General features: G+C 55.4%; 14 protein-coding genes. 6 read left to right on the forward strand and 8 right to left on the reverse strand.

Going from position 1 to position 14,459, the window contains the following annotated elements:
- Positions 1–1,140, reverse strand: coding sequence for a UDP-4-amino-4-deoxy-L-arabinose aminotransferase (gene arnB / locus AC0TNG_RS09065; protein WP_090420545.1), 1,140 nt, complete (start codon positions 1,138–1,140; stop codon positions 1–3).
- A 452-nt stretch (positions 1,141–1,592) separates the two neighbouring features.
- Positions 1,593–2,099 (reverse strand): phenolic acid decarboxylase, encoded by a 507-nt coding sequence (locus AC0TNG_RS09070; protein ID WP_024908855.1) that lies wholly within the window; start codon positions 2,097–2,099, stop codon positions 1,593–1,595.
- Between the two features lie 99 nt (positions 2,100–2,198).
- Between AC0TNG_RS09070 and AC0TNG_RS09075 the strand changes: the two genes are divergently transcribed.
- From AC0TNG_RS09075 to AC0TNG_RS09085, 3 genes are all read left to right on the forward strand, one after another.
- Positions 2,199–3,080 (forward strand): LysR family transcriptional regulator, encoded by an 882-nt coding sequence (locus tag AC0TNG_RS09075; RefSeq protein ID WP_248166214.1) that lies wholly within the window; start codon positions 2,199–2,201, stop codon positions 3,078–3,080.
- 32 nt (positions 3,081–3,112) lie between these two features.
- A complete protein-coding gene (locus AC0TNG_RS09080; protein ID WP_148769390.1) occupies positions 3,113–3,907 on the forward strand; it encodes an SDR family NAD(P)-dependent oxidoreductase in 795 nt (264 codons plus the stop codon).
- Between the two features lie 524 nt (positions 3,908–4,431).
- The gene (locus AC0TNG_RS09085; protein WP_248166212.1) at positions 4,432–5,094 is read left to right on the forward strand and encodes an HAD family hydrolase; all 663 of its coding nucleotides are present in this window, start codon (positions 4,432–4,434) and stop codon (positions 5,092–5,094) included.
- Positions 5,095–5,154: 60 nt separating this feature from the next.
- Here the strand turns inward: AC0TNG_RS09085 and AC0TNG_RS09090 are convergent, their stop codons facing one another.
- From AC0TNG_RS09090 to AC0TNG_RS09100, 3 genes are all read right to left on the reverse strand, one after another.
- Positions 5,155–6,180, reverse strand: a complete 1,026-nt coding sequence (locus tag AC0TNG_RS09090) for a TerC/Alx family metal homeostasis membrane protein (RefSeq protein ID WP_024908851.1) — start codon at positions 6,178–6,180, stop codon at positions 5,155–5,157.
- Between the two features lie 166 nt (positions 6,181–6,346).
- A complete protein-coding gene (locus tag AC0TNG_RS09095) occupies positions 6,347–6,745 on the reverse strand; it encodes a potassium channel family protein (RefSeq protein WP_024908850.1) in 399 nt (132 codons plus the stop codon).
- Positions 6,746–6,854: 109 nt separating this feature from the next.
- Positions 6,855–8,048, reverse strand: coding sequence for a BaiN/RdsA family NAD(P)/FAD-dependent oxidoreductase (locus tag AC0TNG_RS09100; RefSeq protein WP_473712970.1), 1,194 nt, complete (start codon positions 8,046–8,048; stop codon positions 6,855–6,857).
- Positions 8,049–8,276: 228 nt separating this feature from the next.
- Here AC0TNG_RS09100 and pitA point away from each other — a divergent pair, with 228 nt between their 5' ends.
- Together pitA and AC0TNG_RS09110 are read left to right on the forward strand one after the other, a co-directional pair.
- Complete coding sequence (gene pitA, locus AC0TNG_RS09105) at positions 8,277–9,776, forward strand: inorganic phosphate transporter PitA (protein ID WP_473712972.1); 1,500 nt, start codon at positions 8,277–8,279, stop codon at positions 9,774–9,776.
- A 179-nt stretch (positions 9,777–9,955) separates the two neighbouring features.
- Positions 9,956–10,363: a hypothetical protein gene (locus AC0TNG_RS09110; RefSeq protein ID WP_024908848.1), complete on the forward strand. Its 408-nt coding sequence runs from the start codon at positions 9,956–9,958 to the stop codon at positions 10,361–10,363.
- A gap of 43 nt (positions 10,364–10,406) precedes the next feature.
- Here the strand turns inward: AC0TNG_RS09110 and uspB are convergent, their stop codons facing one another.
- Positions 10,407–10,742 carry a universal stress protein UspB gene (gene uspB / locus AC0TNG_RS09115; RefSeq protein ID WP_003861224.1) on the reverse strand — a complete coding sequence of 112 codons (336 nt, stop codon included), beginning with the start codon at positions 10,740–10,742 and terminating at the stop codon, positions 10,407–10,409.
- A gap of 283 nt (positions 10,743–11,025) precedes the next feature.
- On the opposite strand from uspB, the gene uspA reads away from it, so the two are divergent.
- Positions 11,026–11,463: a universal stress protein UspA gene (gene uspA, locus AC0TNG_RS09120; protein ID WP_003861223.1), complete on the forward strand. Its 438-nt coding sequence runs from the start codon at positions 11,026–11,028 to the stop codon at positions 11,461–11,463.
- A gap of 96 nt (positions 11,464–11,559) precedes the next feature.
- On the opposite strand, the gene rsmJ is transcribed toward uspA, so the two are convergent.
- Complete coding sequence (rsmJ, locus tag AC0TNG_RS09125; RefSeq protein WP_024908847.1) at positions 11,560–12,312, reverse strand: 16S rRNA (guanine(1516)-N(2))-methyltransferase RsmJ; 753 nt, start codon at positions 12,310–12,312, stop codon at positions 11,560–11,562.
- 7 nt (positions 12,313–12,319) lie between these two features.
- Positions 12,320–14,362 carry an oligopeptidase A gene (prlC, locus tag AC0TNG_RS09130; protein ID WP_473712974.1) on the reverse strand — a complete coding sequence of 681 codons (2,043 nt, stop codon included), beginning with the start codon at positions 14,360–14,362 and terminating at the stop codon, positions 12,320–12,322.
- Positions 14,363–14,459 lie beyond the last annotated feature (97 nt).

The raw sequence follows: 14,459 nt of genomic DNA on the forward strand, positions 1-14,459 counted from the left end.
TCAATGTCCTGCAAGCTGATGGAGTGCGGTAATGACACGGGTTGTGTCGTCATGAGTCATATCCGGGAAAAGAGGGAGGGAACAAATACGCGCGCTATTCCATTCAGAATTCGGGAGCGATACTTCAGGAAAACGCTCGCGGTAGTATTTTTGGGTGTGCGCCGCGCGGAAATGGAGGCCGGTACCGATGCCTTTCTCTTTCAGCGCCGCCATCAGGTTGTCGCGTGAGATCCCACAGCGCGCTTCATCAACGCGAATAATAAACAGGTGCCAGGCGTGCACGTGCGGCCATGACGGAATGGTGAGCGGCTGGAACGGCGTATCGGCCAGCTCCCGCAGGTAGCGTTCAGCGATTTCCTGGCGGCGCCTGTTGGCCTCTTTCAGTTTACCTAACTGCACCAGCGCCAGCGCGGCATTAATGTCCGCCAAGTTGTATTTATAGCCCGGTGCGATCACTTCCGCCTGCGGCGCACGACCGTGCGTCTGGCGGTCATAGGCGTCTACGCCAAGGCCGTGGAATTTCAGACTGCGGATCCGCTGTGCCAGCTGGGCATTATCCGTGACGACTAAGCCGCCTTCCGCGCAGGTCATATTTTTAATGGCGTGGAAGGAAAAAATCGCCGTCCCTTTCCAGCCCACGTGACGGTTCTTGTAGTACGTTCCGGCGGCATGGGCCGCATCTTCAATAACCGGAATACCGTGACGTTCACCGATGGCATGGATAGCGTCGATGTCACACGGCGCGCCGGCATAATGAACGGGAATAATGGCTTTGGTACGCGGGGTAATGGCGGCTTCAACGGCTTCTGGCGTCACCATTAATGTATCTTTGTCCACATCAATCATGACCGGTGTGGCACCCAGCAACACGATCATATTCAGCGTGGAGACCCAGGTCTGGGAAGGGGTAATGACTTCATCGCCCGGGCCAATATCCAGCGCCATCAGCGTGACGTGCATACCCGCGGTGGCTGAACAGACGGCAATCGCATGCTGATTCCCGGTAAGTTGACAGAATGCCTCTTCAAGTTCCTGATTCTTAGGCCCCGTGGTGATCCAGCCCGACATCAAAACGTCCTGAAGCGCCGCAATTTCCTCAGCGCCCATCGACGGTCGCGAAAAAGGCAGAAAATCACTCATTATTAATTTCCTTGCTGTATTAAAGGCGTCATCTTTTACTGCGCTGTCGTAATGGGCAGCTCAATGGGATCATGCAAGATGGTTATTAAATAAAGACCAAATAAAATTAAGTCGCTATAACAGTTATGTCAACAAACCATCAACTGAAGCAAAAGTAGCGTCGTTTTCTTAGGAAAAAATTAAGACAGGCGAAGAGCGGAAGGGAAACAGCACATAAAATAGGATAGAAAATCGTTTTACAACAGCAGGATAGTGATTCTAACTATTTTTTTGTTTTTTTGCGGGTGGACTCACAGCGATTACTCTACTATTTCATTTCGTTTACATTAAAATTATAAGAAAAGTAAATGAATACTCAACCAAAATAAAAATCCCGGAGGTTTGGGTGGGAATTCCGACATCCTCCGGGAACTTTCTATTAATATCAATTGTCGCGCATTCAACTGTCGCGCTTAGTTAAGATTAGCAGGGAAATCATTCGGCAATTCGCTGGCGGCGCAGGCGATAACGCTTTCATTATTTGCGCCGCAGTCGCGCACAAAGGTGATCGTGGCAAATTCATCAATCACTTCCGTTGGATACGCCGGACCCGCATCGCGATAGCTATTCATCAGCGGGATATGGTCGTTCTGGAAGCAGACGGTTTTTTCCGGGTTGTTCATGACCCAGCGCGGGAAGAAGATGGTGCCGTGGAACAGTTTGTCGCCCAGGTTCACAATCAGGCTGACGTCGGTGCCGGTTGGCTCGGTCCAGGAGATTTTATAGATGCTTTCCCCTACCCGCACGATGTAAGCCTGCTGATCTTTCACCCAACGGTTTGCCACAAGGCCGCTGTGAATACGGTAATCCAGGGTCGTCTCATTTTTGACGTAAATCTCGTAGTTCCAGCCGTTGTCGTAGGTATAAACAAGGTGTTTGCCAACGAAGCCGCTTAAGTCGTGTTTGTCGAAGGTGTTCATAAGATGTCTCCTTTGTTTTGATGAGACGATCGTACCCCTTCAAAAAATGGATGAATAACGCTATGTTTTAATCAAATTCATCCAAATTTTAGATAAATCATGCATAAGACGACGCTGGAACAATGGTCCTTACTGGAACGAGTAGTGGAAGCGGGCAGCTTTGCCAAAGCCGCAGAAGAAACCCACCGCAGCCAGTCTTCGGTGAGCTATAACCTGTCACTGCTGCAGGAGCGGCTCGGCGTGGCGCTGCTGGTCCCGGAGGGGCGACGGGCGGTGTTAACCCCGGCCGGTGAGCTTCTGCTCAACCAGGTTAAACCGCTGCTGAAAGCCTTTTCGTATGTTGAGACGCGCGCAGCGACCCTTCGCAACGGGATGCGCACGCGGTTGGATCTGGTGGTGGACTCCATTTTCCCGCGCCGCCGCCTGTTCGCCATTCTGCGCCAGTTCCAGCAGCAGTATCCGCAGACCCAGGTACGACTCACCGAAGTGCTGGAAAACACCCGCGCCGACGCCATTAACGACGAAGCCGATGTGATGATCTTAACCCGCCGCCAGGACATTACCGGGCTCGGCGAATGGCTGATGAATATCGACTTTGTTGCCGTGGCCCATCACCAGCATCCCCTCTTTCACCTCGACGCGCCGCTAAATGATGAGATGCTGCGCCCGTGGCCGCTTATCCAGATTGCGGACAGCCAGCCCGCCGCACGTGCTGCCGGTGAGTCGTGGACCTTCTCCACCATCGATGCCGCCATAGAGGCCGTCGTCTCTCAGGTCGGCTACGGCTGGCTGCCAGAGGAACGCATCCAGACCCAGTTGGATCAAGGCGTCCTGAAACGCCTGCCGCTGAGCCACGGTGCGCACAGAGCAACGCCGCTTCACCTGATTGTAAAGCGCTCCCTCGCCCCGCTTGACGAGCAGGTGGAGACGCTGCTGCGCCTTTTTAGCCAGGAGCCGTCATCCTCACCTGCTACGCTTTAAGGTCCGAACGTTAAAACGATAGGGAGCTGATGATGAAAATCGACTTTACGGGGAAAGTGGCGCTGGTGACCGCCTCAACCGGCGGGATCGGGTTCGCCATTGCCAGAGGTCTGGCAGAAAGCGGGGCGGAAGTGATCGTCAATGGCCGCAGCACGGAATCGGTGAACAAAGGCATTCAGCAGCTGCAGCAGGTGGTGCCGGGCGTACAGGTGCGCGCCGCGATTGCCGATCTCAGCACGGCGGAAGGGGTCGAGTCGCTGCTGAAGGTGGCAAATAACGTCGATATCCTGGTCAACAACGCCGGGATTTACGGCCCTGAGGATTTCTATGCCACCGACGATGAAACCTGGGAGCGTTACTGGCAGACCAACGTGATGTCCGGCGTGCGTCTGTCCCGCGCCCTGCTGCCGGGCATGGTGCAGAAAGGCTGGGGACGCGTGGTGTTTATCTCCTCCGAGTCGGCCTGCAATATCCCGGCGGATATGATCCACTACGGCGTGACCAAAACGGCGCAGCTCTCGCTGGCACGCGGGCTGGCGAAGTTCGTGGCAGGGAGCGGCGTGACGGTCAACAGCGTACTGCCAGGCCCGACGATGTCTGACGGTTTCGCAGAGATGATGAAAGATGAAATCGAAAAAACCGGCAAATCGCTGGAGCAGCTGGCGAAAGAGTTTGTGATGGCCAACCGCCCCAGCTCGGTGATCCAGCGCGCGGCCACGGTTGAAGAGGTGGCCAATATGGTGATTTATGTCTGTTCGCCACAGGCCTCCGCCACCTCCGGCGCGGCGTTACGCGTCGATGGCGGCGTCGTGGATGACATTATTTAATGTTGTCAGGCATCACTTGCCGCAACACGTCGGGCGGAATGGAGCAATCTGCGCGCCGCAATGCGTGATTCCGCCCCGCGGTTACCGGGTGATTTCCCCTTTCTGGTATGGATCGAGAATACGCTAGCGCAGCGGATCCGTTGCCTGATGCTTCAGGGCAGATTTCGCTGGCGATACTGCCAGTTCATGGTTCATCGATAACATCGACGCGGGAAGTTGAAAACTGAATGCAGAAAACGATGCAAAACTTAAAGTAAGGATTGAAATAAACGATCTAAGAGTCATATCAAGAAAGACGTAGTGAGTGAGTTTTTCCTTACCTGTGGGACCCAATGGTTCCCCGAAATATCGTGCGATGTGGCGATAATATAGGCAGCTCTTTTTTTCACCAATCCTTATCGAGACCAAAAATGGACTCACTTTGAGATCGCAAGATGGAGAAAAAATTGGTGGTGGTATAAGGACTGTCCAGCTAAAGCAGGTAAACTGATCCGCAGAATGTGTATTTCAGCTAAGACGTATTTATGACCAATATGATTGCCGACGAGACGGTGGCGAAATCCAGCGTGCTCTCTGTCTTTGACTTTGATGGGACATTAACGCACCACGACAGCTTTATTCCTTTCCTGCGCTTTGCCTTCGGGAAACGTTACTTCGCGGGTCGTCTGGTGCGTATGGCGCTGCCCACGCTCCACTGCGTGCGTCGTAAGCTGACGCGCGATGAGCTAAAGGAAGTGCTGATCAAAACGTTCCTGACGGGCGTGGATGAACACTGGTTGCGCCAGCAGGCGGAAGCCTTTTGCGAAAAATACTGGAACAAGCTGATGCGTCCCGAAGGGGTTCTGGCGGTGGCGGCTGAGGTGAATTCCGGTGCGGAGGTGACCATCTGTTCCGCCTCTCCGGCGCTGGTGCTTCAGCCGTGGGCTGACAAACTGGGCATTAAGCTGATTGGCACGCGGCTGGAAGTGAAAGATGGCAAGCTGACAGGGCGCATCACGGGCCACAACTGCCGCTGCGCCCAGAAGGTGGCAAGGCTGGAAAAAGTGTATGGCGATCTGAACGCCTATCACCTGCGCGCCTGGGGAGACACCCGCGGCGACCACGAGCTGCTGGCGGCGGCGCAGGATCCGCACTGGCGGCACTTCCACCCGCCGCGCAAGCGCCGGAATTCACCGATTAAGGGTTAGGTGCGGTCTGGTGCCCTCACCCCGGCCCTCTCCCACAGGGAGAGGGAGAAAAGCGGTACATCAGGCCTCACGTTTTCCCGGGAACATCACGCTCGCAATAATCCCCAGCGCCAGCACGCCTAGTACCACAAACAGGCTGGCCGTCGCGCCAATGCTGTAACCATGATGCCAGAAGTGGTCGGTGGCATTTAACCCCAGCTTGAACGCCACGAAGAATAGCAGCAGCACCACGGCTTTCTCGAGGTGTACCAGGTACTGCTTCAGCGCTTCCAGCACGAAGTAGAGCGTACGCAGGCCGAGAATAGCGAACATCATGGCGCTGTAGATAATCAGCGGTTCGCGGCTCACGGCAATAATGGCCGGCACGGAGTCAAACGCGAACATCACGTCAGAGAGCTCAACGACGGCCACGCAAAGCAACAGCGGTGTCGCATAGCGCTTCGCCTTCTTCACGCGGCCGACCATCACGTCCTGGTTTTCCGGCTTCTCCAGCTCCGCATCCACCTCTTTCTGCGTCAGAATAAAGGCATTGCTGCTGATTTTCGGCCAGACCGGATAGAAGCGCTTCACCAGGCGATAGGCGAGATGACCCGAGTAATCTTCCACTTCGTCGCTCTCTTCATTACGTCTGAGCATCATCACCGCCGTCCAGCCAACGACCAGCGCGAAAATCACCTCAACGTACGGCCCCAGGCTTAACAGGCTGGTGCCGATAGCCACGAAAATACCGCGGAAGACAATCGCCCCCAGCACGCCCCAGTAGAGCACGCGGTGACGGTACTTATCCGGCACGCCGAACCAGGCGAAGATCGCCATCATCACAAACAGGTTATCGACGGAGAGCACCTCTTCCAGCGCATAGCCGGTGAGGAACAGGCTCGCCATCTCGGCGCCGTGGTGAACGTACAGGAATCCGGCGAAGGCCATCGCCATCATGACCCAGAAGATGGACCACATCGCCGCGCTTTTCAGCGAAACAGGTTTATCGTGACGGTGCATAAAGAGGTCGATAAACATCGCCCCAACGGCCATCACCACAAAGACAACAACGGTTTCCGTCGGGAAACCGAGATGAGCAGCAGACATACAAAACCCTTTTGGCAGACAAAACACAGAACCATGCAAACTGGCGTAAACCAGGAACAGAAAAGGGCGGGCCGTTAATCAGCCTCTTCGCCCTCAAAATCGCAGCCATCTGGCCGCGCAAGGAGGGGTACTTTACCTTACCAGACGGGGATCGTGCATCTGCCGTTTAAGCGCTCATGCCGCGCAAACGCTGCAGCACCGCCACCAGAACCGCTACAGACCAGCCTACCATCAACGCGCCCACCAGCCCTTCCACCCCGCCGATGAGCCGCCAGTGCTGGGGTAACGTGACGTCGCCGTACCCTACCGTCGCATAGCTCACCAGCGAAAAGTAGAAGCTGGTATTCCAGTCATTAAACGCGTCGATGACAAAATAAAACGCCGCAAATAGCCCGGCTTCCAGGAGATGGGCGAAAATCATAGAGATCACGATACCGACATTGCGTAAAACAATACGTACCGCAGAATCGACTTCTAATGTGATGAATTTTAAAACGCCAAACATCCACAGCGAATGAATCACCACGGTTAGGGTAAGCAAAATAATAATGCTGAGTAGCTGCATGATGCGTGCTCTGACCAAAAGGAGTACGGCCCCGCGAACGCAGCGGGGCACCTGGTCGAAGCTTAGTCGAAGGGGGAGGAAAAGTTGGTGCAATAATTTCGTTGCGTGATTATTTCTCTGCCAGCGCCTGAGCACACGCCCAGGCACTTGCCCATGCCCACTGGAAGTTGTACCCGCCTAGCCAGCCGGTCACATCCATCACTTCGCCAATAAAATAGAGCCCCGGCACGTTGCGCGCTTCCATGGTGCGGGAAGAGAGTTCATTCGTATCAACCCCACCCAGCGTCACTTCCGCGGTGCGGTAGCCCTCCGTGCCGTTTGGCTGCACGCGCCAGTTTGTCAGGGTCTCCACCAGCGTCTCCTGCTCGCGACTGTTAAGCTGCTTGAGCGACACGTCGGGGATCTGCCCCAGCACCTGCAAACATTCCACCAGACGCTTCGGCAGCTGCATTGCCAGCGTGTTTTTCAGGCTCTGATTCGGGTGCGCGGTACGCTGCTCGTTAAGGAACGCGTCGAGATCGCAGTCCGGGAGCAGGTTAACCGTGACGAATTCCCCCGGCTGCCAGTAGCTGGAGATTTGCAGTACCGCAGGGCCGGAGAGGCCACGATGGGTAAAGAGCAGGTTTTCACGGAACACCGTCCCGTCTTCGGCGGTAATGACGGAGGGAACAGACACGCCAGACAGCGTCTGAAGCTGTTCGAGAAGCGGTTTATGCAGCGTGAACGGCACCAGCCCGGCGCGCGTAGGCAAGACTTTCAGGCCAAACTGTTCGGCAATCTTATAGCCAAACGGGGAAGCGCCCAGACCCGGCATAGAGAGGCCGCCACTGGCGATCACCAGATTATCGGCGCTGACGGTTTCGCCGTTGAGCTGTAGCGTATAGCCCTGGTCGTCGCGGGCGACTTCCAGCACTTCCGTGCGCAGGCGCATGACGACGCCGCCCTTCTCGCACTCGGCCACCAGCATATCGACAATCTGCTGCGCGGAGTCGTCGCAGAACAGCTGGCCCAGCGTCTTCTCATGCCATGCGATACCGTGCTTACCGACCAGGTCGATAAAATCCCACTGGGTATAACGCGCCAGCGCAGATTTACAAAAATGACGGTTTTGGCTCAAATAGGCCGCGGGTTCAACATACAGGTTAGTAAAGTTGCAGCGCCCGCCGCCGGACATCAGGATCTTACGGCCTGGCTTTTTACCGTTATCCAGCAGCAGCACGCGACGACCCGCCTGTCCGGCCATCGCCGCACAAAACATACCCGCCGCACCGGCGCCAATTACCACGGCATCAAACCTTTCCACGTCAAAACCCTCTTTGTTAACTGCCGCGGATTGTAAAGTTTCCTCTGTGGTCACACCAGCGTAAAAAGATATTACAAAGCCATTCCCTTGAAATTTAAAGAATATCCTTTCAGGCACTTTTCTCAAATCAGGTGGTATGTCAAAAAAAGTCTATATTTCACTTTGCCCGTTGCGCATTTGTCCTGGATAATGCGCCGCGTTCATGTCCTCAAAATGGCGTAACGTCCTATGCTACATTTGTTTGCCGGCCTGGATTTACATACCGGGCTTTTACTATTGCTTGCTCTGGTTTTTGTACTGTTTTACGAAGCGATCAACGGCTTCCACGACACTGCAAACGCAGTAGCGACGGTTATCTACACTCGCGCAATGCGATCGCAGCTTGCGGTTGTTATGGCGGCGGTATTTAACTTTTTTGGTGTCCTCCTGGGCGGACTGAGCGTTGCGTATGCCATTGTGCATATGCTACCAACGGATCTGCTGCTTAACGTAAGTTCTGGCCATGGCCTCGCTATGGTGTTCTCAATGCTGCTTGCTGCAATTATCTGGAACCTCGGTACCTGGTATTTCGGCCTGCCTGCATCCAGTTCTCACACCCTCATCGGCGCGATTATCGGTATCGGGTTAACCAACGCCCTCATGACCGGTACATCGGTTGTTGATGCGTTAAATATCCCGAAAGTACTGGGGATTTTCGCTTCTCTCATCGTCTCCCCAATCGTGGGTCTGGTGGTGGCAGGCGGGCTGATCTTCATCCTGCGTCGTTACTGGAGCAATACTAAAAAACGCTCCCGTATTCACCTGACGCCAGCAGAGCGTGAAAAGAAAGACGGCAAGAAAAAGCCGCCATTCTGGACGCGTATCGCCCTGATCATTTCCGCTATCGGCGTGGCTTTCTCACACGGCGCGAACGATGGTCAGAAAGGCATTGGTCTGGTGATGCTGGTACTGATTGGCGTCGCACCGGCAGGCTTCGTGGTTAATATGAACGCCTCCGGCTACGAAATCACCCGTACTCGCGATGCGGTCAACAACGTCGAAATCTACTTCCAGCAGCATCCTGACCTGTTGAAGAAGGCGACCGGCGTTGACCAGTTAATCCCGTCACCGGAAGCCGGTGCCGCGACTGCGCCAGGCGAATTCCACTGCCATCCGGCAAACGCGATTAACGCGCTGGAACGTGCCAAAGGCATGCTGGGCAATATCGAAAGTTATGACAAACTGACCGTTGAGCAGCGTGGTCAGCTGCGTCGCATTATGCTGTGCATCTCTGATGTGACGGATAAAGTGGCGAAGCTGCCTGACGTGAGTGCTGACGACCAGCGTCTCCTGAAGAAACTGAAAGGCGATATGCTCAACACCATTGAGTACGCGCCAATCTGGATCATCATGGCGGTCGCACTGGCGCTCGGTATCGGTACGATGATTGGCTGGCGCCGTGTGGCGACCACCATCGGCGAGAAGATCGGTAAGAAAGGCATGACCTATGCGCAGGGTATGTCCGCGCAGATGACGGCGGCGGTGTCTATCGGTCTGGCGAGCTACACCGGTATGCCGGTATCCACCACCCACGTACTCTCTTCGTCCGTGGCAGGTACCATGATTGTTGACGGTGGTGGTCTGCAGCGCAAAACCGTAACCAACATTCTGATGGCCTGGGTATTCACCCTTCCGGCATCCATCCTGCTGTCTGGCGGGCTGTACTGGATTTCGCTGAAGCTGATTTAATCGGTTGAAGGCGACAAAAAAGCGGGTCAGGAAACTGACCCGCTTTTTTTATGGCTGTTGTGTTACTTAATCCATTGCTGTGATTAGGAAAATCTGAACACTATCTGTTCAGATTTTTACTGCACAAATAACTATTATCCCCGCGAATATTCTCAGTTCCCCCCATGACGGAAAAGACTATGCCATTCAAAACGGCTACTAAATGGATTCATCGCCTTGTTACGGTTTCGCTTCTGGCTCTGGTCATTGGATTTGTGTGGCTAAACCACCAGCCTAATCAGCGAAATAACGATGCACTTCAACGCGTTTATAAATTATCTGACAGCGTCTGGCTCTATATGACCGTGAACAATCAAGGTGGCGCCACCGTACCGACAATCTACCGTTACTATCTCTCGGAAAAGATAACAGGGAAAGACATCGACATTATCCATCAGTTGGCAATGAAGCATCCTGTCATTGAAGGTACGGGTACAATCACTGCGGCCAGCATTGATACAAACGGAGACGTTAATATCGCCTATAGCGGGAAGGTTATTTCGATTGAGAGCGATATCTCCGATCTCCGGTTCACGGTTAAGCCCTGAGCCAGAGGAAAGAAGGCGGGGTTGACCCCGCCTGCTGTGATGCTCAGTGCCAAATCATCAATGCAATCATGCTGACCACGACCAGCCCACACAGGGCGCTGGTTAAAATGAACTGACGACGCAGGCGCTCGCAGCGACGGATAAATTCTTCATCGTGATGATCGCGGTAGCGCTGATAGTAGATATATCCCACCAGACGCATCTGTTTGCTGGGCTGCCCATGCGAGGTGAAGAACCCTCCACCGTCCACATACTGATAAAGCAACGGATCGCAACCACGAAGTACCACTAACAGCGCACGTAACGATGAGAAGTAGCGCGCCATATTCACTATGCAAACTACGCATAACGCCCAAAACAATGCGACGGTGCTAATCATACATCCTCCCCGGCGTCCGCCCACGAAGCAAGGCTTCTGAGCTACCGCACCCCAATGCCCTGACAGACAGTTCAGTGAAAGAATGACCAAAAGTCGATCCGGTTCGCGTTTTAATATCCGAACGGCTCATTTAATAGTGTAGGAGATCCGTTAATTTTTTTGCCACAAGGTTAATCGTTATCAACACCAAAGCTTGAAAAATATGTTTAACTGGGCCGTAATGAAAGCATCAGACGACGGCTTTCCCATTTAGTCATCGATAACTTAAGGAAGGAGTAACACTATGGCTTACAAACACATTCTCATCGCGGTAGACCTCTCCCCGGAGAGCAAAGTGCTGGTTGATAAAGCGGTATCCATGGCACGTCCCTACAACGCGAAAGTTTCGCTGATTCACGTTGATGTGAATTACTCCGACCTCTACACCGGTCTGATCGACGTCAATCTGGGCGATATGCAGAAGCGTATCTCCGAAGAGACGCACCACGCCCTGAGCGAACTATCCACTAACGCAGGCTACCCGATTACCGAAACCCTGAGCGGCAGCGGCGACCTGGGCCAGGTACTGGTTGATGCGATCAAGAAATATGACATGGACCTGGTGGTGTGCGGTCACCATCAGGACTTCTGGAGCAAGCTGATGTCTTCCGCGCGCCAGCTGATTAACACCGTTCACGTGGATATGCTGATTGTTCCACTGCGTGACGAAGAAGACGAGTAAGTGCGTTAAATTCCCCTCACCCTAACCCTCTCCCACAGGGAGAGGGGATAGATCGAGGACGTAGGCCGGGTAAGGCGAAGCCGCCACCCGGCTTTTTTATTCCGGCGTACCTGAGTAGATATCAAACCGGTGCCCTTTGGTGGTCACCGCATTGGTCGTGGCAACGTCCGCCAGCGGCGGCGCATAGTCCGGGCGTTTTACCACCACCCGCTTCGTCGCCAGCTGACGAGCCGGCTCCAGCAGACCATCCGCATCCAAATCAGGCCCCACCAGAGACTGAAACACCCGCATCTCTTTCTTCACCAGCGCGCTTTTCTGCTTGTGCGGGAACATCGGGTCGAGATAGACCACCTGCGGGCGCGGGGTGATATCGGTCAGTGCCGTCAGGCTCGAGGCATGAATCAGCTGCAAACGCTCCTGCAACCACGGGCCGATTTCCGGGTCCGCGTAGCCACGGCTCAGACCGTCGTCGAGCAGGGCCGCCACCACCGGGTTACGTTCCAGCATCCGCACCCGACAGCCGACAGACGCCAGCACAAAGGCATCACGCCCCAGCCCCGCCGTGGCATCGACCACGTCCGGGAGGTAGCTCCCTTTGATGCCGACCGCTTTAGCCACCGCTTCGCCGCGACCGCCGCCGAACTTGCGCCGGTGCGCCATCGCCCCGCCGACAAAATCGACAAAAATCCCGCCGAGCTTCGGTTCGTCACGCTTGCGTAATTCAAGATGTGCTGTGGTCATCACCAGCGCCATCGGGTTTTCATCATCGTGCTCCAGCCCCCAGCGGGCGGCCAGAACAGATAAGGCGCCGTCTCCGGCGCCTGTTTCATCCACTAAGCAGATCTTCACGTAACAATCAGCCTTTGATCCCGTAATGCTCAAGCATCGCATCCAGCTGCGGCTCGCGGCCGCGGAAGCGTTTGAACAGCACCATTGGCTCTTCGGAACCGCCGCGGGTCAGGATGTTGTCGAGGAACGACTGGCCGGTTTCGCGGTTGAAGATCCCCTCTTCTTCGAAACGAGAGAAGGCATCCGCCGCCAGCACGTCGGCCCACAGGTAGCTGTAGTAACCCGCCGCGTAGCCGCCTGCAAAGATATGGCTGAACGCATGCGGGAAGCGGCCCCAGGTTGGCCCTGGGATCACGGCGACCTGCTTTTTAATCTCGGCCAGGGTTTCCAGGATTTTCGCGCCCTGCTCCGGACTGAACTCGGCGTGCAGGCGGAAGTCGAACAGGCCGAACTCCAGCTGACGCAGGATGAACATCGCCGCCTGGTAGTTCTTCGCCGCCAGCATTTTATCCAGCAGCTCCTTCGGCAGCGGTTCGCCGGTCTCATAGTGGCCGGAGATAAACGCCAGCGCGTCCGGCTCCCAGCACCAGTTTTCCATAAACTGGCTTGGCAGCTCGACTGCATCCCACGGCACCCCGCTGATCCCGGCCACGCCTGCGGTTTCGATGCGGGTCAGCATATGGTGCAGACCGTGACCGAACTCGTGGAACAGGGTGATCACTTCGTCGTGGGTGAACAGCGCTGGCTTGCCGTTTACCGGGCGGTTGAAGTTACAGGTCAGGTAGGCGACCGGCTTCTGCAGAGTACCGTCGGCTTTACGCATCTGGCCCACGCAGTCGTCCATCCACGCCCCGCCGCGCTTGTTCTCACGCGCGTAGAGATCGAGGTAGAAGCTGCCGCGCAGTTCGTTTTTCTCGTCATACAGCTCGAAGAAGCGCACGTCCGGATGCCAGACGTCGATATCGGTACGCTCTTTGGCGGTGATGCCATAGATGCGCTTCACCACTTCGAACAGGCCGTTAACGGCTTTGTTTTCCGGGAAGTACGGGCGCAGCTGCTCGTCGCTGATGCTGTAGAGATGCTGCTTCTGTTTTTCGCTGTAGTAAGGGATGTCCCACGGCTGCAGCTCGTCCACGCCGAACTCCGCTTTCGCGAAGGCGCGCAGCTGGGCCAGCTCTTTTTCACCCTGCGGACGGGCGCGTTTCGCCAGATCGGTCAGGAAGTCGAGCACCTGCTGCGGATTTTCCGCCATTTTGGTGGCGAGAGATTTGTCGGCGTAGTTCTCAAAGCCCAGCAGCTGGGCCAGCTCGTGACGCAGGGCGAGGATTTCCGCCATCACCGGGCTGTTGTCCCACTTACCGGCGTTCGGCCCCTGATCGGAGGCGCGGGTGCTGTAGGCGCGGTACATCTCTTCGCGAAGCGCCTGGTTGTCGCAGTAGGTCATCACCGGCAGATAGCTCGGGATATCCAGCGTTAACAGGAAGCCGTCCTGCTCTTTCACCTCGGCCTGGGCTTTTGCCGCCGCCAGGGCGCTTTCCGGCATGCCTGTCAGCTCCGTTTCGTCGGTAATCAGCTTCGTCCAGCCCATGGTGGCGTCGAGCACGTTGTTGCTGTACTGGTTGCCCAGCTCAGACAGGCGCGCGGCAATTTCACCGTAGCGGGTCTGCTTCTCTTTTGGCAGGCCAATCCCGGACAGCTCAAAATCACGCAGGGCGTTATCGACCACTTTTTTCTGCGCCGTGTTCAGTTCGGCATAATGGTCGCCGTCGCGCAGGTCGCGGTAGGCTTTGTAGAGCCCTTCGTGCTGGCCGACCCAGGTGCTGTACTCAGAGAGCAGCGGCAGGGTCTGTTCGTAGGCTTCGCGCAGTTTCGGGCTGTTTTTTACCGAGTTCAGGTGGCTCACCGGGGAGAAAATACGCCCCAGCACGTCGTCCACTTCGGCCAGCGGCTGACACAGATTTTCCCAGGTGTACGGCGCGCCCTGCGCTACCACACTTTCTACCGCCGCGCGGCAGTTGTCCAGCGATTGCGTAACGGCTGGAACCACATGCTCAGGGAGGATTTTAGAAAACGGCGGCAACGAAAAAGGCGTCAGTAATGGATTGGTCATAAACGCTGTCCTGTTGAAATAGGTGAATGAAGCGCGCATCCGGCGCTGTGCATATGCGATCTAGAATGGGGTTAAGTGTAGAGGATTTCAATGCCAG

Source organism: Enterobacter sp. PL_is514, assembly GCF_055816715.1.